Source organism: Cupriavidus gilardii (assembly GCF_017598945.1).
Lineage (GTDB): Bacteria > Pseudomonadota > Gammaproteobacteria > Burkholderiales > Burkholderiaceae > Cupriavidus > Cupriavidus gilardii_E.
In genome coordinates, this window is the sequence record NZ_JAGFTW010000005.1 from 14,162 (window position 1) to 36,103 (window position 21,942).

Below are 21,942 nucleotides of genomic sequence, written 5' to 3' on the forward strand. Positions count from 1 at the left end.
GCGCACCCGTACCGAGCCAAACCGCACCCGCCCACGCCTCACCCATGACCAAGACGTTCCGCAACCCGCAGCTCACCAGGAACGGCGAGCTCAAGCATCTGCTGTCCATCGAGGGGCTGTCGCGCGACATGATCACGCACATCCTCGACACCGCCAGCCAGTTCGTGTCGCTGTCGGACTCCGACCGCGACGTCAAGAAGGTGCCGCTGCTGCGCGGCAAGAGCGTGTTCAACCTGTTCTTCGAGAACTCGACGCGCACCCGCACCACGTTCGAGATCGCGGCCAAGCGGCTGTCGGCGGACGTGCTGAACCTGAACATCAATGCCTCGTCGACCAGCAAGGGCGAATCGCTGCTCGACACCATCAACAACCTGTCGGCGATGTCGGCCGACATGTTCGTGGTGCGGCATGCCAGCTCGGGCGCGCCCTATCTGATCGCCGAGCACGTCGCCCCGCACGTGCACGTGATCAACGCCGGCGATGGCCGCCATGCGCACCCGACCCAGGGCCTGCTGGACATGTACACGATCCGGCATTACAAGCAGGACTTCACCAAGCTGACCGTGGCCATCGTCGGCGACATCCTGCACTCGCGGGTCGCGCGCTCGGACATTCACGCGCTGACCACGCTGGGCGTGCCGGAAGTGCGCGCGATCGGTCCGCGTACGCTGCTGCCGTCGGGCCTGGAACAGATGGGCGTGCGGGTCTTCCACAACATGGAAGAGGGCCTGAAGGGCGTCGACGTGATCATCATGCTGCGGCTGCAGAACGAGCGCATGAGCGGCGCGCTGCTGCCGTCGGCGCAGGAATACTTCAAGGCGTTCGGCCTGACGCCGGAGCGGCTCGCGCTGGCCAAGCCCGATGCGATCGTGATGCACCCCGGGCCGATGAACCGCGGCGTCGAGATCGATTCGGCGGTGGCGGACGGTCCGCAGTCGGTGATCCTGAACCAGGTGACCTTTGGCATTGCGGTGCGGATGGCGGTGATGGGCATCGTCGCCGGCAACAACGACTGAAGCGCGATCCAACGGGCGAGCGTCTCTCTTTCTACGACGGGGCGCCAGGCACCAAAACAAGCCGCAACTACAAGCCGCAATGGCAAGCGATAGCAAGCGACACGATATGAAGATCCACATCAAGGGTGGCCGCCTGATCGACCCGGCCGGCAATATCGATGCCCAGCAGGACCTGTTCCTCGCCGCCGGCAAGATCGTCGGAATCGGCAATGCGCCGGCCGACTTCCAGGCCAACAAGACCATCGACGCCACCGGACTGATCGTCTGCCCGGGCCTGGTGGACCTGTCGGCCCGGCTGCGCGAGCCGGGCTACGAGTACAAGGCCACGCTCGAATCCGAAGTGGCCGCGGCCACCGCCGGCGGCGTCACCAGCCTGGTGTGCCCGCCAGACACCGACCCGGTGCTCGACGAGCCGGGTCTCGTCGAAATGCTCAAGTACCGCGCCCGTACGCTGAATCAGACCCATGTGTACCCGCTCGGCGCGCTGACGCTGGGCCTGAAGGGCGAGGTGCTGACCGAGATGTCGCAGCTGACGGAAGCCGGCTGCGTCGGCTTCTCGCAGGCCGAGGCGCCGATCCGCAATACGCAGGTGTTGCTGCGCGCGCTGCAGTACGCGCAGACCTTCGGCTTCACCGTCTGGCTGCGGCCGGAAGACCCGTATCTGGGCGGTGGGGTCGCCGCCAGCGGTGCGGTGGCGTCGCGGCTCGGACTGTCCGGCGTCTCGGTGATCGCCGAGACCGTGCGGCTGCATACGATCTTCGAACTGATGCGCTCCACCGGCGCGCGCGTCCACCTGTGCCGGCTGTCGTCGGCCGCCGGCCTCGAGCTGGTGCGGCAGGCCAAACGCGAAGGGCTCGCGGTCACCTGCGACGTCAACATCCACCATGTCGGCCTGACCGATATGGACATCGGGTACTTCAACTCGCAGATGCGTTTCTCGCCGCCGCTGCGCAGCGGACGCGATCGCGACGCCATCGTCGCCGCGCTGGCCGACGGCACCATCGACGCGCTGTGCTCCGACCATACGCCGGTCGACGACGACGAGAAGCTGCTGCCGTTCGCCGAGGCGTCGCCGGGCGCCACCGGGCTGGAACTGCTGCTGCCGCTGACGCTGCGCTGGGCCGACGAGCACAAGGTGCCGCTGGTCAAGGCGCTGGGCCGCATCACCAGCGAGCCGGCGCGCGTGATCGGCCTGCCGGCCGGGCGGCTGGCGGTCGGGGCCGCGGCCGACGTCTGCCTGTTCGATCCGAATGCCGTGTGGAAGGTCGAGCGCCGCACGCTGAAGAGCCAGGGCAAGAACTCGCCGTGGCTGGGCTACGAGATGCGCGGCCGCGTCACGGCCACGCTGGTCGGCGGCCAGCTGGTCCATGAGCTGGCCGGGCAGTCGCGCAACGGCGAGGCCGCGGCCGCCCGCTAACATTGCGGCGAGTCACGCCACTGCGTCGCCCTTCGCATACCGAACTCCCCTCTCCCCTAGCGGGAGAGGGGCCGGGGGAGAGGGCAGCCGCACCTGGCAAACCATGTCCGCTCGCTCTTGCCCCTTTGCCTCGATCCCATGATCGCCCTGCGCAAGCTTGTCCTCTGTCTGCACCTGCTACGCGGCCTGCTGACCTGCGCGGTCCTGTTCCCGTGGCTCGGCAAGGCATCGCGCCAATGGCATATCCGCCGCTGGTCGCGCCGGCTGCTGCGCATCTGCGGCGTCGATATCGAATTGATCGGGCCGATGCCGGAGAGCGGACGCGGCGCCATGATCGTCGCCAACCATATCTCCTGGCTCGACATCTTCGTGATCCACAGCTGGGAGCCGGCGCGCTTCGTCGCCAAGTCGGAAATCCGCGACTGGCCGGTGATCGGCTGGCTGTGCGCGCAGACCGGCACGCTGTTCATCGAACGCGGTCGCAAGCGCGATGCGCATCGCGTGCTGCATGACATCACCGATTGCATGCTGCAGGGCGACCGGGTCTGCGTGTTCCCCGAAGGCACCACCACCGATGGCACCGACGTGCTGCCGTTCCACGCCAACCTGATGCAGGCGCCAATCTCCGCGGGCCTGCCGGTGTTGCCGGTGGCCCTGCGCTATTGCGACGCCGCCACCGGAGAACGCACGGTCGCCCCGGCCTATATCGGCGACCTGACGCTGCTGCAGACGCTCGACGCGATCCTGCAGGCGCCGCCGATCACGGCGCAGGTCGCGTTCGGTCTGCCGCTGCAGGCGGACGAGGCCGGCCGCCGTACCTTGGCCGAGCAGTCGCGCGAGGCGGTGCTCGGGTTGTGCCGACAGCTTCAGGGTGAAGCGGTGCCGCCCGCCGGCGAGCCGTCCGGCCTCCCGGCGGAAACCACGGCTACCAGCGATCCGGCCTGCTCCTCGGTGCGGTAGCACACCGACATTGCCGGCCAGGGGCTGACAATATCAGCCTAAAGGATCACAATATTGCGGACAGTCGACCTGGACGACCTCACGGTCCGCCGGCTCCGGCGCCAGGCGGGCGGCGGTCAGTTGGCCACCCCAGACACAACCGGTGTCGAGCGCCATCAGGTCGGGCCGCATCACCAGCCCCAGCGTCGACCAGTGGCCGCAGACGATCGTGGTATCGCGGGTCCGGCGTGCCGGCACATCGAACCACGGCAGGAAGCCGTCGGGTGCCTTGCCCAACCCCTCCTTGCTCTTGAGGTCCATCACACCGTCGGCGGTACAGAAGCGCAACCGCGTCAGCGCATTGATCACGACCCGGTGCCGCTCGATGCCGCGCAGCCCGTCATGCCAGCGATTTGCCGCATTACCGAAAATGTCCGCGAGGAATGCTTTCCAGCCCGGTCCCTGTAGCTCCCGCTCGACTTCGCTGGCAAGCTCCAGCGTCTGCTCGACGGTCCATTGCGGCAGCACCCCGGCATGGATCAGCAGAAAGCCGTTGTCGTGGAGGGCCAGCGGCCGGTGGCGCAACCAATGCAGCAGCTCCTCCCGGTCCGGTGCTTGCAGGACATCGTCCAGCGTGTCAGACGAACCCGGATTGCGGACGCCGGCGGCAACCGCTAATAGATGGATGTCGTGATTGCCCAGCACCGACTCGGCACGCTGGCCCATCGCCCGGACCATCCGCAATGTCGCGAGCGACGCCGGTCCCCGGTTGACCAGGTCCCCGACGAAGCGAAGTGGCGCATCGGCGGGAATTTTGGTGACAAGTTGTTCCAGGGAAGGGGCGCAACCTTGCAGGTCGCCGACGGCGTAAGGGTAGGAAGCGGGGACCGGGGAATGGGGCATAGAGGTAAAAAAGGGAGCCAGAGGAGACTTTTTGTCGATTGTAAAGAGGGGGGGCGTGAGCCGTTACAACAGGCTACAAAAAGATGACTGGCCCGGGTAATCCCGGGGGGGCGCTCGGATAGAATACCGCCACTTCTGAGAACACTGATGATCCTGCCGTCCCACCCACGGATCAAGGCGGGCGCCGGGCTATTGTCCCGTTTTCGAAACATATCGATTGTTAGGGAGAAAGGGGTTTGCCGCACATTCTAGTGACTGGCGGCGCTGGTTTTATCGGCGCCAATTTCGTTCTGAACTGGCTGGACAACGCCGACGCCGACAGCGTCGTCAATGTCGACAAGCTCACGTACGCCGGCAACCTGAAGACGCTTGCCTCGCTGGAGGGCGATTCGCGTCACACTTTCTCGCGCACCGACATCTGCGACCGCGCCGCACTGGACCGGCTGCTTGCCGAGTATCAGCCCCGCGCCGTCCTGCACTTCGCTGCCGAAAGCCACGTCGACCGCTCGATCCATGGCCCCGGCGAATTCATCCAGACCAATATCGTCGGCACCTTCACGCTGCTCGAAGCGGTGCGCGCGTACTGGAACGGGCTCGACGACGCCCGCAAGGCCGCCTTCCGCTTCCTGCACGTGTCGACCGACGAGGTATTCGGCTCGCTCGACGCGAACGATCCGCCGTTCTCCGAGACCACGGCCTACGCGCCCAACAGCCCGTACTCCGCCTCGAAGGCCGGTTCCGACCATCTGGTCCGGGCCTACCATCACACCTACGGCCTGCCGGTCCTGACGACCAACTGCTCGAACAACTACGGGCCGTATCACTTCCCCGAAAAGCTGATCCCGCTGATGATCGCCAACGCGCTCGGCGGCAAGCCACTGCCGGTCTACGGCGATGGGCTGAACGTGCGCGACTGGCTGTACGTCGGCGACCATTGCGCCGCGATTCGCGAAGTGCTGGCACGCGGTCGGGTCGGTGAGACGTACAACGTCGGCGGATGGAACGAGAAGACCAATCTGGACGTGGTCCATACGCTGTGCGACCTGCTGGATGAACTGAAGCCGAAGTCCTCGGGCTCCTACCGAGACCAGATCACCTTCGTCAAGGACCGCCCCGGCCACGACCGGCGCTATGCGATCGACGCGCGCAAGCTCGAACGCGAACTGGGCTGGAAGCCGGCGGAAACGTTCGAGACCGGCCTGCGCAAGACGGTGCAGTGGTATCTGGACAATCAGGCCTGGGTGCAGGACGTGATGTCCGGGGAATATCGGAATTGGGTGGCGAAGCAGTATGCGGCATAGCGCGGCCGATGCGCCCACGCTTCTTGTCCTCGGCAGCAATGGGCAGGTCGGGTTCGAGTTGCGACGCAGCTTGAGTCCTGTCGGCCCGGTCGTGGCGCGTGACCGCACTGGATGCAATCTCGCACGTCCTGACGAGATTCGGCGCGTCCTGCGTGACGTGCGTCCCGATGTCATCGTCAATGCCGCGGCATACACGGCCGTGGACAAGGCCGAATCCGAGGCTGAACTGGCCTACGCGATCAACGGCACAGCGCCTGGAATCCTGGCCGAGGAAGCGAAGGCACTCGGTAGTTTGCTGGTGCATTACTCGACCGACTATGTGTTCGATGGCACCAAGGCGAGCCCGTATGTCGAGACGGACGCCACCAATCCTCAGTCCGTCTATGGCAAGAGCAAGCTTGCGGGCGAACAAGCGATTCTGGCGGTCGGTGGCGACTCGCTGATATTTCGCACTTGCTGGGTCGCCGGTGTGCATGGTGCCAATTTCGCCAAGACGATGCTGCGACTGGCGCGAGAGCGAGATCGCCTGCGAGTGGTGGCCGACCAGTACGGTGCGCCCACCACGGCGTCATTGATCGCCGATGTCACGGCCCATGCCATCGCACGTCGTCAGGTGCGAGGCGCGAACGTTGAGGCCATGACCGGTGTGTTCCATCTTGCTGCGACGGGTGAGGCGACGTGGCACGCCTATGCAAGCGAGGTGGTGCGGTACGCCGCCGACAGAGGCGTCGAGCTAAAAGCTGGTGCCGACGCCATCGAGGCCATTTCCACTGCCGAATATCCGCTACCGGCGCCGCGTCCACGCAATTCCATGCTCGATACCACCAAATTGCGGCAGCGCTTCGGCGTTTTTCTCCCGGACTGGAAGAGCGGAATCCACCATATGCTCGACCAGATCCTGCACTGAATCGAATATGCGCAAAGGCATCATCCTCGCCGGGGGTTCCGGCACACGCCTCTATCCGATCACGCGTTCCGTGTCGAAGCAGCTGCTGCCTGTCTACGACAAGCCGATGATCTACTACCCGCTGTCGACACTGATGTTGGCAGGGATCCGAGACATTCTGATCATCTCGACGCCGGAAGATACGCCGCGCTTTGTCGAAATGCTCGGCGACGGTGCCAGCTGGGGCATCAACCTGCAATATGCGGTGCAACCTTCGCCGGATGGGCTGGCGCAAGCCTTCATCATCGGGCGCGACTTCGTGGGCAACGATCCTTCCACGTTGATCCTCGGCGACAACATCTTCCATGGCCACGATCTGGTGGCTCAATTGCATCGGGCGTCCGCAACGACGGAAGGCGCAACAGTATTCGCTTATCACGTGCACGATCCCGAGCGCTATGGGGTCGTCGAGTTCGACGAGGACTGTCGCGCGGTGTCGCTGGAGGAGAAACCCGCCAAGCCACGTTCGCACTACGCCGTGACGGGCCTCTACTTCTACGATAACCAGGTCTGCGATATTGCGGCGGAAATCAAGCCTTCCGCCCGCGGCGAGCTGGAGATCACCGACGTCAACCGGCGCTATCTTGAAATGGCACAACTCAACGTCGAGATCATGGGACGCGGCTACGCGTGGCTGGATACCGGTACCCACGATTCCTTGCTCGAGGCAGCCAGCTTCATTGCGACGTTGCAGAACCGGCAGGGGCTGATGGTCGCATGCCCTGAAGAAATCGCTTATCGGAGCAAGTGGATCACTGCCGAGCAGATCGAGCGACTGGCCGAGCCGCTCGCCAAGAATGGCTATGGCCGATATCTGCGCCAGATCATTTCCGAAAACGTCCGCTGATTCGACCATGAATCTGACTATTACGCCGACCGCGCTGCCTGAGGTGCTGATCGTCGAGCCGAAGGTGTTCGGCGACGAGCGCGGTTTCTTCTACGAAAGCTTCAATGCGAAGGCCTTCGCGGAAGCCACCGGTATCCACGCGGCATTCGTGCAGGACAACCACTCGCGCTCGGTACGCAACGTACTGCGCGGCCTGCACTATCAGATCGGCCAGCCGCAGGGCAAGCTGGTGCGCGTTGTTGTTGGCGAAGTGTTCGATGTCGCGGTGGACTTGCGCAAGAGCTCGCCGAATTTCGGCAAGTGGGTGGGTGCCTCTCTTTCAGCCGAGAACAAGCGGCAACTGTGGGTGCCGGAGGGATTTGCTCACGGCTTTTTGGTGACATCCGATATTGCGGAAGTCCTGTACAAGACCACGGACTACTACGCGCCGGAATGCGAGCGCAGCGTCCGGTGGGATGATGCCGAACTCGGTATCCAATGGCCTTTGGATGGCGCGCCGATCCTGGCCAACAAGGACCGTCTTGCCGGCCCTTTCGCGCAGGCTGAGTACTTCGCATGACCAAGGTGCTGCTTATCGGGGGCGGCGGTTTCATCGGAGCTCGCCTCGCCCGGCAATGCGTAGCGGCCGGCTTTTCCGTCCGCTGTGCCGATGTGGTGTCCGCAGCTGACACGGCGGACGATGCCATCGAATATGTCATCGGAGACTTTGATCGACCCGCCGATCTAGACCGCATGCTCGACGGTGTGGACGTTGTGGTGCACTTGGTGCATCGCGCGATGCTACTTGGGTTGGATTCGAGCATGGTGCAAGAGATAGATCGCAACGTCGCCCCGACCGTGCGGCTGTTCGATCGATGCCTTGCCAACAAGCACCTGAAGCTTGTGTTCATTTCGTCCGGGGGTACGGTCTATGGTGAGCCGGCAGAGCCGGCGCCCATCTCGGAACGAGCGGCATTGCGGCCAATTTCCGTCTACGGCACCTCAAAGACCCTGATTGAGCAGGTTCTGGGGCTATATGTCGTACAACGGGGTTTGCAAGCCGTTGTGGTTCGGCCGGGCAATGCCTACGGTCCTGGCCAGCAGCCGTTCAAGGGACAGGGGCTGATACCGACCGTCATGGCATCGGCGCTGCAGGGGAAACCGGTCACGATTTACGGCGACGGCAGCGCGGTGCGGGACTATATCCATGTTGACGATATCGCGCGAGGCATCCTGGCGGCGATTCAAGCCGGGCAAGCGGGTGAAACCTACAACATCGGAACCGGCTTGGGCACGTCGATCAATAGACTGATCAACGATTTCATCCAGCCGGCCATAGCGGGACAAGGTGTGCGGATCGACTTGCGCTATGAGCAACCACGGGGTGTCGATGTCGCGTACAACGTCCTCGACCCCACCAAACTGGCACAGCACTGCGGCTTTCGTGCCGCCATCGACCTTCAGGCCGGCATTACGCAGACCTGGGACTGGATTCTTAGTACTTACGGCGGCGAGCACCACGGATAGATGGCCGACGCCATCCGGGCGGCGAAGGCCGGCAGGTGTTGTCTACGCACGCCAGTCCACAACGTGGAGCTCCAGCGACGCTCACGGCGCCGTAGTTTCCTTTGGACAACGGGCGCCAACGAAGAGGTAATTGCAATCGTATGAACCCACACCAACAGCTTTCCGTTTCGCCATGGGCAGCCATCGGCTCCGTATGGCGCAATCGAGGATTGATCAACCAGATGACTCGGCGCGAAATTCTTGGCCGATATCGCGGCTCCGTCATGGGGCTGACCTGGTCCTTTTTCAATCCGATCCTAATGCTGGCCGTTTATACGTTCGTTTTCAGCGTCGTGTTTAAGGCACGCTGGGGAGTCGGTACTGAGGAAACCAAGACGCAGTTTGCCATTGTGCTGTTTGTTGGAATGAACATCTTCGGATTGTTCGCCGAGACACTTAATCGCGCGCCCACGCTGATCACTTCGAATGCGAACTATGTCAAGAAGGTGATTTTTCCGCTCGAGGTTCTGCCGGTGGTGGCACTTGGGGCGGCATTGTTTCACACACTGATCGGTGTGATGGTTCTGATTGCGGCTCTCGCGATCACGCAGGGCAGTATTCCAGTTTCCGCGTTGGCGCTGCCACTGATCATGGTGCCGCTGTTGCTGTTTTCTCTCGGGCTCGGATGGATCTTCTCGTCGCTTGGCGTGTATGTCCGCGATGTTGCGCAGACCGTTGGCATTGCAACTACCGTAATTATGTTTCTCTCCCCAGTGTTTTACTCGGTGCACGCATTGCCCGAGGCATATCGGAAAGTTCTGTTGTTGAATCCGTTGACGTTCATCATCGAGCAGGCGCGTGCCGCAGTGGTGTTTGGCCATTGGCCCGACTGGCTCCAGTTGCTCATCTATACCGCAGGAAGCGGCGTCGTTGCATGGCTCGGGTATTGGTGGTTCCAGAAGACCCGCCGGGGGTTCGCCGATGTCCTCTAACGATTTCGCAATTTCCGTCGCCGGCGTCAGCAAACGCTACGAACTGTACGACACGCCTCGAGATCGTCTGAAGCAGTTCGTCATGCCGCGGTTGGCCTCCATGGTGGGCGCGAAAGCGGGACCGTACTTTCGCGAATTCTGGGCGCTGCGCGACATCTCTTTCAATGTGCGCAAAGGCGAGGCTGTCAGCATCATTGGAAGCAACGGTAGCGGCAAGAGTACCTTGTTGCAGATTATCACCGGCACGCTCTCGCCCACCACCGGCGAAGTTCAGACGCAGGGTCGCATTGCGGCGTTGCTGGAATTAGGCTCTGGCTTCAACCCCGATTTCACCGGCCGGGAGAACGTGATGCTGAACGGTGCGGTGCTCGGGTTCTCAAATGAAGAGATTCTGCGGCGCTTCGATGCCATCGCTGCATTCGCGGATATCGGCGAGCATATCGATCAGCCGGTCCGTACGTACTCCAGCGGCATGTTGGTACGCCTGGCGTTTGCGGTTCAGGTGCAACTGTCTCCCGATATCCTCATCGTGGATGAAGCGCTGGCAGTCGGTGATGCACTGTTCCAGAAGCGTTGTTATCAGCAGATCGAACGTCTGCTCAACGACGGGGTGACTCTTCTGTTCGTATCGCACGACCAGGAAACCGTTCGCACCTTGACCAATCGGGCGGTCCTGTTGAACTCGGGCCGTATGACCGCCATCGGGAATTCCTCCGAAGTGGTGCTCGAGTATCGCAAGCTGTTGCACGCGCGCGAGTCCGAGTACTACAGCAAGATTGCAAATGAGTTGAAGCAGCGGGCGGCAGCGCACGCAACGGTGGTCGAAGCGGTGCCGGCACCCGCACCGGCGTTGGCGCTAGCGGGCGACGACGCGGCGCCAGAGCAAGAAGAGTCCCCTCCCCAAGCCGCCGCGCCAACCAGTTCAGTCGTGCGAGCTGCGCCTAGCGCGACGTTGGGCCGACTTGAGTTTGGCGATGGCGGCGCGACGGTAGTCAGCACAGAGGTGCTCGACTCGAATGGCGAGCCCTGTACAGTTTTCCATCCTGGCGAAAAGGCGCGGATCCGTATCGTGTTCGAGACCACGCAACCGCTGGAACACCTCAATGTCGGCGTGCGGATTCGCAACAAGGAAGGGATCAAGATCTATTCCTGGGGCACGCTGAATCAGGATATGCGCGTGCTGGCTGGCCTGCAGGAGGGCGAGGTCTTCTGGCAGCGGCGCTTTCAGGCCAATCAGCGCGTTGCAGTCGAGCTGGAATTTCCATGCTCGTTGGGCTCCAACCTTTACGAAGTCCAAAGCACGATCACCTACGAGGCCACGCCCGACTACATGTCGCAGCGGCAACTGCATTGGGTCGACGAAGCTGCGTTCTTCCAGGTATTGGTCAAACGAGACGAAAACTTTTTTGGTGGCATCGTCGACCTCGGCATGCGAGCCACATTCTGACATGGACGCATCGTAGAACTGCAGCGCCGAAGTCGACCAACATTTGTACAGGATTCCTCAGTGTGAGCACAACCGATATTTCTTCCCTAACCAGGCAGGTGCTGGCCTTCTGCGGCCCCGGTAAGGTGCTCGACATAGGACTTGCCTCGGGCAACGTTTCCCGCGAAGTACGGCAGTTTGGCTTTCATGGCGAATCCTTCGATATCGGTTCGCTTGGGGGCGGGTCAACCGTTGGCGCATCGTCGGCCATCCAACTTCCGTTCGCTACGGATGCTTTCGACACCGTTGTCGTCAGTGACTATCTCGAGCAATTGGCCGAGGAACAGATCGTGCCAGCGCTGCGGGAGCTGCGCCGAGTGGCTTACCGCTTCATGCTGCTACGCGTTCCGACGGTACAGCCGCCCGAAGGCCAGGAGCGGTTCCTGAGCGTTGGTGATCGTGCTTGGTGGGAGGCTGCCTGCTTCGCTGCCGGTTGGCGCAAGCACCCGAGCTACTATGTGGCGTCCGACTATGCGAGTCTGCAGCACGATGCTCCCTGGATCGAGATTCCACTGGAAAAGATCCCGGATGCGGCCTTGCAGACGTACCCGCTGGAGCGGCTCCGTGAGGAGCGCGATCTGCATATGGATATGCTGCGAGAGAGCGGCAGCCGCTCCGACGCGCATGTATTTCGGTATCAGCTGGCGGCGCGTTTCGTCCGGCCGGGGGACGTCGTGCTCGACGCCGCCTGCGGGCTTGGATATGGCAGTCATCTGATCTGGACTGGAACGAAGGCCAGCAAGGTGATCGGCATCGATGGCAGCGAATACGCGGCCAAGTATGCTTCGAGCAATTTCGGCTACGCCGACGCAGGGCTCGAATTCCGTGAGGGCTTTCTGCCGCAGTGCCTGCATTCCATCCCGGATAACAGCGTCGACCTTGTGGTCAGCTTCGAAACGCTGGAGCACGTCGAGGATCCGGAAGGCCTGCTTGCGGAATTCGACCGGGTACTGGCACCGGGCGGACGATTCATCGGCAGCGTGCCCAATGACTGGAGCGACGAAACCGGCGAGGATCCCAATCCGTTTCATCTCCACGTCTACACCCTCGACAAGTTCCGCCAGCAGTTGCGCGCACGTTTCGCGGTTGAGAAATTTTTCAGCCAGACTGCGGACCGGGTGAAGAAATTGGGGGCGAAGTGCGAATGGGTTCGGCGCCCGCGATCGCTCGTCGAACTCGAAAACGCCGACGCGGATCCCATCGAAGCGGAATGGTGGCTTTGCGTGGCCATGAAGAGCCCATTTGCCGGTGCAGACCTGCCTTATCGGGAACGGCATTTCACAGAGTCAGAGCGGCTTGCTGCCGGTCATGCGCTTGCCTTCGGGCGCGATTACGATAATCCATGGCTGGTCCGTGCCATGGTTTCGATCGGCTTGCGCACGGAGTCTGCGGATCTCCAGGTCGAATGGGCGCAACAAGTAGTGGCAACCAGCGCTCCAGGCAGCGCGGACCGGGGTGCCGCTCTGGCGATTCTTGCGTACCGCTTGCTGGAAAAGCACCCGGGGGGGAACGCGGACGACGTATGCGCGCTGATTGAAGAGTATGTCGCCATGCCACCGCGAAACCCCAACGCCAAGCGCTGGGTGATTTCGCTGAATTATGTCCTGGCGTTGCTCCATCTCGAATTTGACCGCCGCCCGGAAGCGCAGGCCGCGCTCGCCGCGGTGCTCCGCGACGATCCGGCCGCCTACAGCGTGACGTTGCTGACCAAGGCGGTGGACGCAGCATGGCTGCTTGGATCGATGCACGTGGTTGACGGGAATCCGGACCTGGCACGCGAGTTGTGGCGCAGCGAAGGGATTCGCTGGATGAAGGCGGTCGGGGCGCATATGAGCTCGGTGTCGGAGGACTATGACCCTCCAACTTTCGAGCCGCGGGAGCTGGCGTCCGTCGTTCGCAAGATCGGCCGGCTGCTGGCCGGCGGAAAGTTCGCTGATCTGGCACGGTCGCGTCCCTCCGTATATCAAGCGGAAATTGAAGAGGAGGCGTTCGCTACGCAGGCGCGCATTGACGCTATGGCGGATGAACGGAAGCGCATGGCAGCGGAGATCAAGGAGCTGCGTGTGTATCTGGACGCTGTGCTGGATGGCAAGAGCTGGCTGGAGGAGAACCGTGTGCGAACGATGGCATACGTCGAGCAACTGGAAGCATCGCTCCGTGATCGCGATCTCCAGCTCGAGCAGTTGCGCGCCGAAAACGAAGCACAGGTGCTGCATGGCGAGAAGTGGCTGGAAGAAAACCGATCGCGCACCATGCCCTATGTCGAACAACTGGAAGCATCGCTCCGTGAGCGCGATGCCGAGCTGGAGCAATTGCGCGCCGAAAACGGGGCACTGGCCCGTGGCAAGAAGTGGCTGGAGGAAAACCGATCGCGCACCATGACCTACGTCGAGCAACTGGAAGCATCGCTCCGTGAACGCGATGTCGAGCTCCAGCAGTTGCGCGCCGAAAACGAGGCACTGGCGCGTGGCAAGAAGTGGCTGGAGGAAAACCGATCGCGCACTATGGACTATGTCGAGCAACTGGAGGCCTCGCTGCGTGACAGGGCTGGCGAACCGGCGCACCCGCTCTCCGATCCTGATGCACAGAAGTCACCGCCGGACCGCAATTAGGAATCAGGCTTGCCGGCGCGGTGCCATGTCCGCCGCCGCGACATTGCAGAACACATCGCAAACAACTCAAAAAAATGCCAGCCTCAGTTATGCCAGGAGATGCCGTGGGAAAGCCCACTATCAGCATCATCATGACCTTCCATGGAGAGAAGGTATTGGCCCAGTTCGCACTGCTAGGCCTAGAACGGATGCGCGCGGTTTCCGATAACCACGGCATTGCTACCGAACTGGTTGCAGTGCTCGACTGCGCCGACGAGGAAACGGCCCGCATCGTGATGGAGCACCCCGCGGTGCGATCGACCGACCGTGTGCTGCCGGTCCGAAACGCCGACCTCGCGTTGTCCCGCAATGATGGCATTGCTGCGGCCACTGCGCCGTATATCGCCATCCTGGATGGCGACGACTACTACAGCCGAAACTGGTTTGTGTCTGCCCTGCGCAAGGCGCAGTTGGATCCACGGGACGTCATTGTTCATCCAGAGTTGACCATCTCATTTGGCGCTGTCCATTGTGTCGCCCAGACCTTCGACATGGAGTCGGCAGAGTATCCGCTCGCGGGCTGCATGATGGACCATCCTTGGGTTTCGTGTTCCTTCGGCAAGCGCGACATTTATCTAAGGTATCCCTATCAGCCCACCAATGTACGTACCACCGGGTTCGGTTATGAGGATTGGCACTGGAACCTCGAGACGCTAGCCCACGGAGTGCGCCACGTCACCGCACCGGACGCCGCGCTGTTCTACCGCCGCAAGGCATCGTCGATGGTGGTTGAGATGGTGCAAAGCGGAGCAACAGTTCGTCCGAGCCGTTTCTTTGATGAGCCCGAGAAATGGCGAGACGGGTTCGCACTGGAAGGGAGCCAGCTGTGAAGCAGTGGAGCAAAAACGCCTTGCGTGCAATCTGGCGGTCGGTAGTCAAGCCGTTGGTTCGTCTATTGCCGCCATCCAAAAGCGATCGGATTGAAACGCTGGTGCATTACACGAAGCTGACGCTGGTCGGCGGCCACGTGATACCTTTTCGATCGTTGGAAACGCAGACGAAGGAGGCAGCTATTCAAGCGCCTTTGCCCGTCATCGCTCCGGAAGTCGCCGACGAACTGATGGAGGAGGAACTGATCGACGAGGATAGCCTGCCAGAAGATCCTCTCCTGCCGCCGGTCGCCGCGATAGCCGTCGACTCGGCGGAGAAGGCGATACTGCCCCCTTGGGCAATCGAAGAGATGCGAGAGCTCGCCGAGATCGAACCCTCACTGTACCCTTCGCCCGAGCTGATCTCGTCCTTCCTACGCTACATCACGCCTGTTCGGTCTGGCGCCGGTAGTCTTTATGCAGCCTGCTATCCGACCGTGCGGGATGCGAGGCCGGACGTAATCATTCTCGCGCCGTGGCTGAAGCGAGGGGGGGCTGACCAGGGGATCCTGCACCATGCCGAAGCAGCGGTGGCTGCGGGGAAGTCGGTAGTCGTGATTACCACGCTGGACGCAGAATCCCCTTGGGCCAATCGTTTGCCGAAAGGCGTTCGCTTTTTGCCGCTAGGGACAATGGCGACAGGGTTACCGCACGAGGAACAGATTGCGGTGCTGGTCCGCATCCTGCTGCAATCGACGGCTCATACTATTCATCTAATCAATTCGCCGCTGGGCTGGGACGTCGTGCGTTTTCACGGAAAGGCGCTGCGCGCGCTGGGCAAGTCGATTTTCGCCAGTGTTTTCTGCGATGACTATGATGCCAACGGCGTGCGATGGAGCTACGCGCAGATCTATTTTCCGAGCTGCCTGCCTTATCTGGATGGGGTGTTCTGCGATACGGAATACTATCCGGGCGAGCTTGTGCGGCGTTACGGCATGCGTCGAGAGTTGCTCCACACGCTCCATTTTCCCCATGCAGTGGCTGCAGCCCCCCGATATCGTGCAGGCGCGACACGGTCGGTGCTATGGGCGGGAAGATTTAGCCGCCAAAAGCGAGTCGACCTATTGGAACAAATCGCAAGAGCGATGCCGGAGGTGCAGTTCGAAGTGCATGGCTGCGGTCAGACTCCCGAAGAGGAAGTCATTGCGACTCGGTTGCGTGAGCTCGGCAACGTTAGCGTCAACGGATCCTTTGAGTCCCTGGATCAAATTGCCGGGGAAGGCCGTCATGCCGCGTTTCTCTACACCTCGGCGTGGGATGGACTGCCGATCGTGCTACTCGATGCAACGGCGGCGGGATTGCCCATCGTCGCTTCCGCGGTCGGCGGAGTCGGGGAGTTCATCTCGGAGGCGACTGGCATCCCGGTGAAAAAGACCGACGACGTGGAAAGCTATGTGCAAGGGCTTCGCTTGTTGATCGACCAGCCAGAAGAGGCCCGCGCCCGCTGGGAACGCGCCGTCCAATTGTTGGAGGAGCGGCACACGGCCGCACGATTCCGCTCCCTCGTTGAAGGGATTCCACGCTATTTGCAGTGACCCCGGGTGTGGGCGTTAATGCGGGGCGTGCACATCGGACTGTGCCTTTCTGCTCTAGACCCCGCCCGATTGCCGCACGACGCAGCGGGGCGCCTCGGGTACGCAGTAACTAGGCGCCCACACTTTACGGCGCAGGAAACATAACGTCATGACACCGTCAAATCGCATGCTCGCTGTTGCGCGCTATCTGTATCATCGCGTTCCGCTACCCCAAACCGTCAAATGGCGCCTGCGCGAAAAGCTCGCTCCATTGCTGCTGGCATTGCGTAAAGCCGATCTCGATGGCGACTTGCTCGGCAATCTGAAGGACGCATTTAACCCTTTCGGCTTAGGGGACGCGTTCGATCAGGATGACGCCCAACGCGCCGCACTGCGGTTGTACGCGGAAATTGCGGCCCATTGCCGGGTGCATGGGCCAATGACACACATCATCGCGCTGCCGTTCCTCGGCAAGGGAGGTGCGGAACGCACCGCGCTTCAATTCGCACGCGCCATCGTTGCAAATGGCAGCCCCCGCAGTGTTGGTATATGGGTGACCGATCGCGACATGGTGTCGGGTGAGCTTGCGTTACCCGACGGCGTGAAGCTGATCAACCTTTGGCAGTATTTGCCCGGCGAAGCGAGCGAGGACGGACGGATAGCATTTCTACGCGATTGCCTGATGACGCTGCGGCCAGAAGTTTTTCACGTGATCAACAGTGACGTCGGGTGGAAACTGATCTGCCGCGAGGGCCATCGGCTGCAACAGGCGATGCGGTTATTCGGCAGTATTTTCGCGTTTCAGTTCACGCCGGATTTCTCCTCCCGCATTGGCTATGCCGAATATTACTTGCGTGATGCCATCGATTCGCTTGACGGCTTGTTCAGTGACAACGCTCGATTTCAGGACGATGCGGTGGATGTCTATGGGTTGACATACGCGCGGGAAAAATTCCACGCCGTGTACAACGCTTGCCGTATCGCCGAAGGCAACTGGCAGGAAACGGCGCGCAATCGACTAATGCGGTTGCGCTCCGCGCCGCCGCACGAACCGCTCAACGTGCTTTGGGCCGGTCGGCTTGACGAAGAGAAGCGCGTTGATCTTCTCTACCAGGTTGCAGCACATTGTCCGCATATCCGTTTCCATGTTTACGGCGAAAGTGTTGTGGGTGGGCGTTTGGGCATGCCGGATTTGCATAATCTACGCTATTACGGCCCGTTTTCAGATCCAGCCGACTTGGTCCAGTCAACGATATATGACGCCTTTTTATTCACGTCACGGTGGGAGGGCATGCCTAACATGCTGCTTGAGGTCGGTGCTCTTGGCGTGCCGATCGTCGCCCCGGATGTGGGCGGTGTTCGCGAGTTGATCGGAGAGTCAACGGGATTTCTGGTACCCGCAAAACCCGCGGCCGCCGATTATGCCGCGGCACTGAACAAGATTGCCGAGGACCGGGTCCTGACTGCGAGGAAGGCAGAGCACCTGCTCAACTTGATCGAGTCTCGCCATACCTGGCCAGCCTTTTCCTCTCGGCTGGCCAGCGTGCCGAATTATCTCTGAAGCACCGTCATGATGAACGCGATTACACAATCGACCGCGACAACCGCGCTTCCGCTGGTGTCAGTCATCGTTCCTTGCTACAACCAGGGAGAATACCTCGAAGACGCGTTGCATTCTGTCGAGGCGGCATACCGCGGGCCACTGGAAGTCATCGTAGTCGACGACGGCAGTACTGAGCCGCGAACAATTCGTGCGCTGCGTGAAATCCGACCGAATCGGGCGAAACTCCACATTGTTCGGCAGGCCAACGGAGGCCTCTCCAGCGCGCGCAATACCGGCCTTGCTCGCGCTACCGGTGCCTTCATTCAGTTTCTCGATGCCGATGATCTGTTGGTGCCGGGCAAGATTGATCGGCAAGTCGAACATTTCGCGATCGCTCCGCGTCTCGACGTCTCTATTTCGGACTATATGCTTTGCGACGAGACCAGAACCTCGTGCAGCAAGGTAGTGAGCGCTATCTCCACATCTGCCTTCGGTTTGGGGGATTTTCTATTCAACTGGGAGCGAGGCCTGTCCATCCCCATTCACTGCGGGTTATTCAAGCGGGAAACGCTCGACACTGTCCGCTTCGACGAGTCGCTGCGCGCGAAGGAAGACTGGGTATTTTGGTGCACGCTGAAGTTGCGCAACGCGAAAATGGCTTATTTCCCGCTGCGAGGGGCTGTCTATCGCCAGCACGCGCAGAGCATGCGTCGCTCTTACCTTCGTATGGGGGACAGCTGGCTGTGCGCCGCGGCCAAGATCCGGGCTGCCATGCCGGCAACCATGTATCCCAACTTCATGGATTCGGCGGTAAATTGGCATGCTGAATGCTATCGGAAACACCCGAGCTACGCCGAGGAACTGGCCGTATCCGCTCAGATCGGAGAGGGTCCGCGCAGAGCTCAAGAATCGCTACCCGAGGCGCAGGGGGCGTGCGAGGCGGTGGCAAACGATAACAATCGAGTTCGCCAGCTCGTGGCCAAATTCGCTACCTTGCCGGGGCTTGACGGCACGCCTCTTATTTCGGTGATCATCCCGATCTTCAATCACTACGAGTTTCTGTTTGCGTGTCTGGATTCAGTAGTCACGCAGACGTCGATGAATTTTGAAGTCATCTGTATAGACGATGCCTCCACTGATGCGCGAGTCGCAGCGCTTCTGGACGCGCTCGAGGGAACGTCGCCGCGTCTGCGCATCTTGAGGCGCGAGGAGAACCAAGGCATTTCAGCCAACCAGAACGAAGCGGTGCGGATGGCGAGGGGTGACTATATTGCGTTTCTCGATTGTGACGATGCCCTATCGGAAACCGCGTTGGCGGTAATGACTGCCGAGATACTGGGCCACCCGGACGTAGACTATTTCTTCACCGATCGGCTCGATGTCGATGACAACGACAAGATCATCCGGCACGCCGTCTATGGTGGCTACGAAAACATCGCTCCTTCAAGGGATCGGGATATCCGGGATGACCTGCTCGACGGCATGGTCGCGTCGCATTTGAAGGTCATCCGCCGTGCGGCATATCTCCGAGCGGGAGGTACTTCCGACCGATTTTCTGGCATTCAAGACTGGGAGCTGGCGCTTCGTGTTGCCGAGTTCGGTCGCTTCCGATACATACCTCAGCCGCTTTACCGACATCGAATTCACGCCCGTTCTGTATCGCGTTCGGATTCCCGCAGGCAGTTTCACAAATCAAATGTGCTAAGGCGCGAATACCAGTTGAAGTGGCTGGTTCCGACGTCTGACAGTGCCCGGCGTGAAACGCAGCCCACTCGGCCAGTCATTTTCACCGATGCTGCTCTGCCGAGTCTCGACCAGCTCAAGGCGTTGTGGCAAAGGGGGGAGCGGTGCTGTGCCGTTCTTGGCAAGCAATGTTCTCCAGTGGCGCTCAACTTCCTCCGTGAGTTCAATTCTTATTTTGATTGCATCCTGTATCAGGATACGGCCAGCTGGGTCGCGTTGACGGGCTATGTCTGGGATGACATCCTGCATGCAACAGATAGTGTGGAGGAGGCTGAGGCCCAGCGCGATTCGCACCCACGCGGTGAGGCAACGGTTCAATACGCGCTGTGAATGACCCCGCGCTCACCATCTCCGTCGTAAGCCACGGGCAATCAAATGTCCTGACGCCCATGCTGACGCAATTGCGGGAGCTTGCGGATGCGATGCCATTGCAGGTCATCGTCACGGAAAATCTGCCGCTTCACGCGGCGGCAATTGGTGAGACCACCGTGCGCGAATACGGGTTCGACTTTATTGCCAACACGTCGCCGAAGGGTTTTGGCGGGAACCATAACACGGCCTTTGCGCGCTGTCGTACGCCATATTTCTGCGTACTGAATCCTGATTTGGTACTGGAGGGAAATCCCTTTCGGCCGCTGACTCAGCAATTGGCCCGGCAACCTGGCATCGTGGTTCCGACTATCGTGTCACCGAACGGGGCGGTCGAAGACAGTGTTCGGCGGGTGCCGACCATGACACGCCTGCTCGGTCGTGTCATGGCGCGCGTTCGCGGTGTCCGGTGTACTTCCGATTATCCGGCCGGCATGGACGTCCAGGTGGATTGGGCGGCCGGCATGTTCATGGTGTTCAATAGCGATGTCTACCGTGAACTGGGAGGCTTTGACGAGCGGTTTCACCTGTATTGCGAAGACGTCGATATCTGCCTGCGGGCTTGGTCGGCCGGTCTGCCGGTAGTCCGCCTGGCAAAGGTCAGAGTTATCCATGACGCTCGCCGGGACAGTCACCGCCAGTTGCGATATCTGCTCTGGCACCTTGGAAGCTTTGCGCGCCTATTCACATCCGGGGCTTACTGGAGCTTCCGGCTGAGTAGAATGCGAACCCGGAAACCTACCAGTTGACGATAATGTACGACTTCTTCTGGGTACCCTCCTTCACCTTTTTGGTATCCGTGCTGGCGGTCCTGTTGCTGCGACCGTTGGCGATGATGGGCGGCTTACTCGACAGGCCGGATGCCCGCAAGCGCCATGAGGGTGCGATACCGCTCGTTGGCGGCATTGCGGTCACCATTGCCGTCTGGGTCGGGTGCCTGCTTTTCCTGCGCACGCATGGATACTATGTCGCCCTGTTGGGCGGGCTGACGGTGCTTGCCTTCATTGGTCTGATGGACGATCTGCGCGGGCTCGCGCCGGTGACCAAGCTGGGCGGTCAGCTGTTCGCGGTCATCCTGATGACATCGTGGGGGAACGTCTATCTCGACTCGCTGGGCGATCTGTTTGGACGGCGCGAGATCGAACTGGCGAACTGGGGCATTCCGCTGACGTTGTTTGCCGGCGTCTCGGTGATCAATGCAATGAACATGACCGATGGGCTGGACGGTCTCGCCGGCGGTCTGGCGCTGATCATTTTCGCGTGGCTTGCTTACCTTGCCGGCGAAATCGGCAATGGTGCTGCGCAAAGGGTCTGCGTCGTGTTCTGCGGCGCGCTGCTCGGCTTCCTGATCTTCAATATCCGTAACCCCTTCCGCGGCCGCTTCAAGGTCTTTCTTGGTGACGCTGGAAGCCTGATGCTCGGTTTCGCCATCCTATGGTTCGCGGTCGAGTTGTCACAACCGCGATACAACGGCGGCGTTCGCGTGCCACCGGTCGTCATGCTGTGGGTTTTCGGGGTCGTGCTGATCGATCTTCTGGTCGTCGTGGTCAGGCGCACGCTCAAGCTCCGAAATCCTCTGTCGGCGGATCGCACCCATCTTCATCACGTACTGCTCCGACTGGGCATTGGTCAGGATGTCATCGTACTGATCATTCTGGCCAGCAACGCCGCGCTGGGGCTGATTGGTGTCGCGGCATGGAAGAGCGGCGTGTCCGAGCAGGTCCTGTTCCTGCTGTTTCTCGGCGTCACCGCATTCCACCTACTGGTGATGCGCAACGCCTGGCGATTCATACGGGTGGGGCGGCGTATCATCACGCGCGCCCGTGGCGGCTGACCTGAACCGCATTTCGGACGAGGAAATCGCCCGGACTCGCGCTCAAGGGCGCGGTGTGTGTCGAGTTCCTCTCTCGACTCCTGAGTG

General features: G+C 61.2%; 18 protein-coding genes. 17 read left to right on the top strand and 1 reads right to left on the bottom strand.

From position 1 onward, the window contains the following. Positions 1–44: 44 nt before the first annotated feature. The 3 genes from J5T34_RS02400 (at position 45) to J5T34_RS02410 (ending at position 3,393) form a co-directional block, all read left to right on the top strand. Positions 45–1,016, top strand: a complete 972-nt coding sequence (locus J5T34_RS02400) for an aspartate carbamoyltransferase catalytic subunit (RefSeq protein WP_006575889.1) — start codon at positions 45–47, stop codon at positions 1,014–1,016. A 106-nt stretch (positions 1,017–1,122) separates the two neighbouring features. After that, entirely contained in the window at positions 1,123–2,433 is a 1,311-nt protein-coding gene (locus tag J5T34_RS02405) for a dihydroorotase (RefSeq protein WP_208578342.1), read from the top strand. A gap of 138 nt (positions 2,434–2,571) precedes the next feature. Continuing rightward, on the top strand, positions 2,572–3,393 hold the full coding sequence (locus tag J5T34_RS02410) for a lysophospholipid acyltransferase family protein (RefSeq protein WP_208578343.1): 822 nt from the start codon (positions 2,572–2,574) through the stop codon (positions 3,391–3,393). Positions 3,394–3,426: 33 nt separating this feature from the next. Here J5T34_RS02410 and J5T34_RS02415 read toward each other — a convergent pair whose 3' ends face one another. Continuing rightward, the gene (locus tag J5T34_RS02415) at positions 3,427–4,275 is read right to left on the bottom strand and encodes a symmetrical bis(5'-nucleosyl)-tetraphosphatase (protein WP_208578344.1); all 849 of its coding nucleotides are present in this window, start codon (positions 4,273–4,275) and stop codon (positions 3,427–3,429) included. A gap of 236 nt (positions 4,276–4,511) precedes the next feature. On the opposite strand from J5T34_RS02415, the gene rfbB reads away from it, so the two are divergent. From rfbB to J5T34_RS02485, 14 genes are all read left to right on the top strand, one after another. Next, on the top strand, positions 4,512–5,576 hold the full coding sequence (rfbB, locus tag J5T34_RS02420) for a dTDP-glucose 4,6-dehydratase (protein WP_208578345.1): 1,065 nt from the start codon (positions 4,512–4,514) through the stop codon (positions 5,574–5,576). Then, positions 5,566–6,483 carry a dTDP-4-dehydrorhamnose reductase gene (rfbD, locus tag J5T34_RS02425; protein ID WP_208578346.1) on the top strand — a complete coding sequence of 306 codons (918 nt, stop codon included), beginning with the start codon at positions 5,566–5,568 and terminating at the stop codon, positions 6,481–6,483. Before rfbB ends, rfbD begins: the two co-directional genes overlap by 11 nt. Positions 6,484–6,490: 7 nt before the next feature. Further along, entirely contained in the window at positions 6,491–7,369 is an 879-nt protein-coding gene (gene rfbA / locus J5T34_RS02430) for a glucose-1-phosphate thymidylyltransferase RfbA (RefSeq protein WP_208578347.1), read from the top strand. Between the two features lie 7 nt (positions 7,370–7,376). Further along, positions 7,377–7,928 (top strand): dTDP-4-dehydrorhamnose 3,5-epimerase, encoded by a 552-nt coding sequence (rfbC, locus tag J5T34_RS02435; protein WP_208578348.1) that lies wholly within the window; start codon positions 7,377–7,379, stop codon positions 7,926–7,928. Further along, positions 7,925–8,875: an NAD-dependent epimerase/dehydratase family protein gene (locus tag J5T34_RS02440; RefSeq protein WP_208578349.1), complete on the top strand. Its 951-nt coding sequence runs from the start codon at positions 7,925–7,927 to the stop codon at positions 8,873–8,875. Before rfbC ends, J5T34_RS02440 begins: the two co-directional genes overlap by 4 nt. 140 nt (positions 8,876–9,015) lie before the next feature. Next, the gene (locus J5T34_RS02445; protein WP_208578350.1) at positions 9,016–9,846 is read left to right on the top strand and encodes an ABC transporter permease; all 831 of its coding nucleotides are present in this window, start codon (positions 9,016–9,018) and stop codon (positions 9,844–9,846) included. After that, complete coding sequence (locus J5T34_RS02450) at positions 9,836–11,293, top strand: ABC transporter ATP-binding protein (protein ID WP_208578352.1); 1,458 nt, start codon at positions 9,836–9,838, stop codon at positions 11,291–11,293. The genes J5T34_RS02445 and J5T34_RS02450 overlap by 11 nt, the downstream gene beginning before the upstream one ends. A gap of 62 nt (positions 11,294–11,355) precedes the next feature. Then, entirely contained in the window at positions 11,356–13,944 is a 2,589-nt protein-coding gene (locus J5T34_RS02455; RefSeq protein ID WP_208578353.1) for a methyltransferase domain-containing protein, read from the top strand. A gap of 104 nt (positions 13,945–14,048) precedes the next feature. Continuing rightward, the gene (locus tag J5T34_RS02460) at positions 14,049–14,813 is read left to right on the top strand and encodes a glycosyltransferase family 2 protein (protein WP_208578354.1); all 765 of its coding nucleotides are present in this window, start codon (positions 14,049–14,051) and stop codon (positions 14,811–14,813) included. Then, on the top strand, positions 14,810–16,387 hold the full coding sequence (locus tag J5T34_RS24090; protein WP_208578355.1) for a glycosyltransferase family 4 protein: 1,578 nt from the start codon (positions 14,810–14,812) through the stop codon (positions 16,385–16,387). Before J5T34_RS02460 ends, J5T34_RS24090 begins: the two co-directional genes overlap by 4 nt. 148 nt (positions 16,388–16,535) lie before the next feature. Then, a complete protein-coding gene (locus J5T34_RS02470; RefSeq protein ID WP_208578356.1) occupies positions 16,536–17,927 on the top strand; it encodes a glycosyltransferase family 4 protein in 1,392 nt (463 codons plus the stop codon). Between the two features lie 9 nt (positions 17,928–17,936). After that, complete coding sequence (locus J5T34_RS02475; RefSeq protein WP_208578357.1) at positions 17,937–19,982, top strand: glycosyltransferase family 2 protein; 2,046 nt, start codon at positions 17,937–17,939, stop codon at positions 19,980–19,982. Beyond that, entirely contained in the window at positions 19,979–20,770 is a 792-nt protein-coding gene (locus J5T34_RS02480) for a glycosyltransferase (protein WP_208578367.1), read from the top strand. The genes J5T34_RS02475 and J5T34_RS02480 overlap by 4 nt, the downstream gene beginning before the upstream one ends. 5 nt (positions 20,771–20,775) lie before the next feature. Continuing rightward, positions 20,776–21,855, top strand: a complete 1,080-nt coding sequence (locus J5T34_RS02485) for an MraY family glycosyltransferase (protein WP_208578368.1) — start codon at positions 20,776–20,778, stop codon at positions 21,853–21,855. The last annotated feature ends 87 nt before the right edge of the window (positions 21,856–21,942 follow it).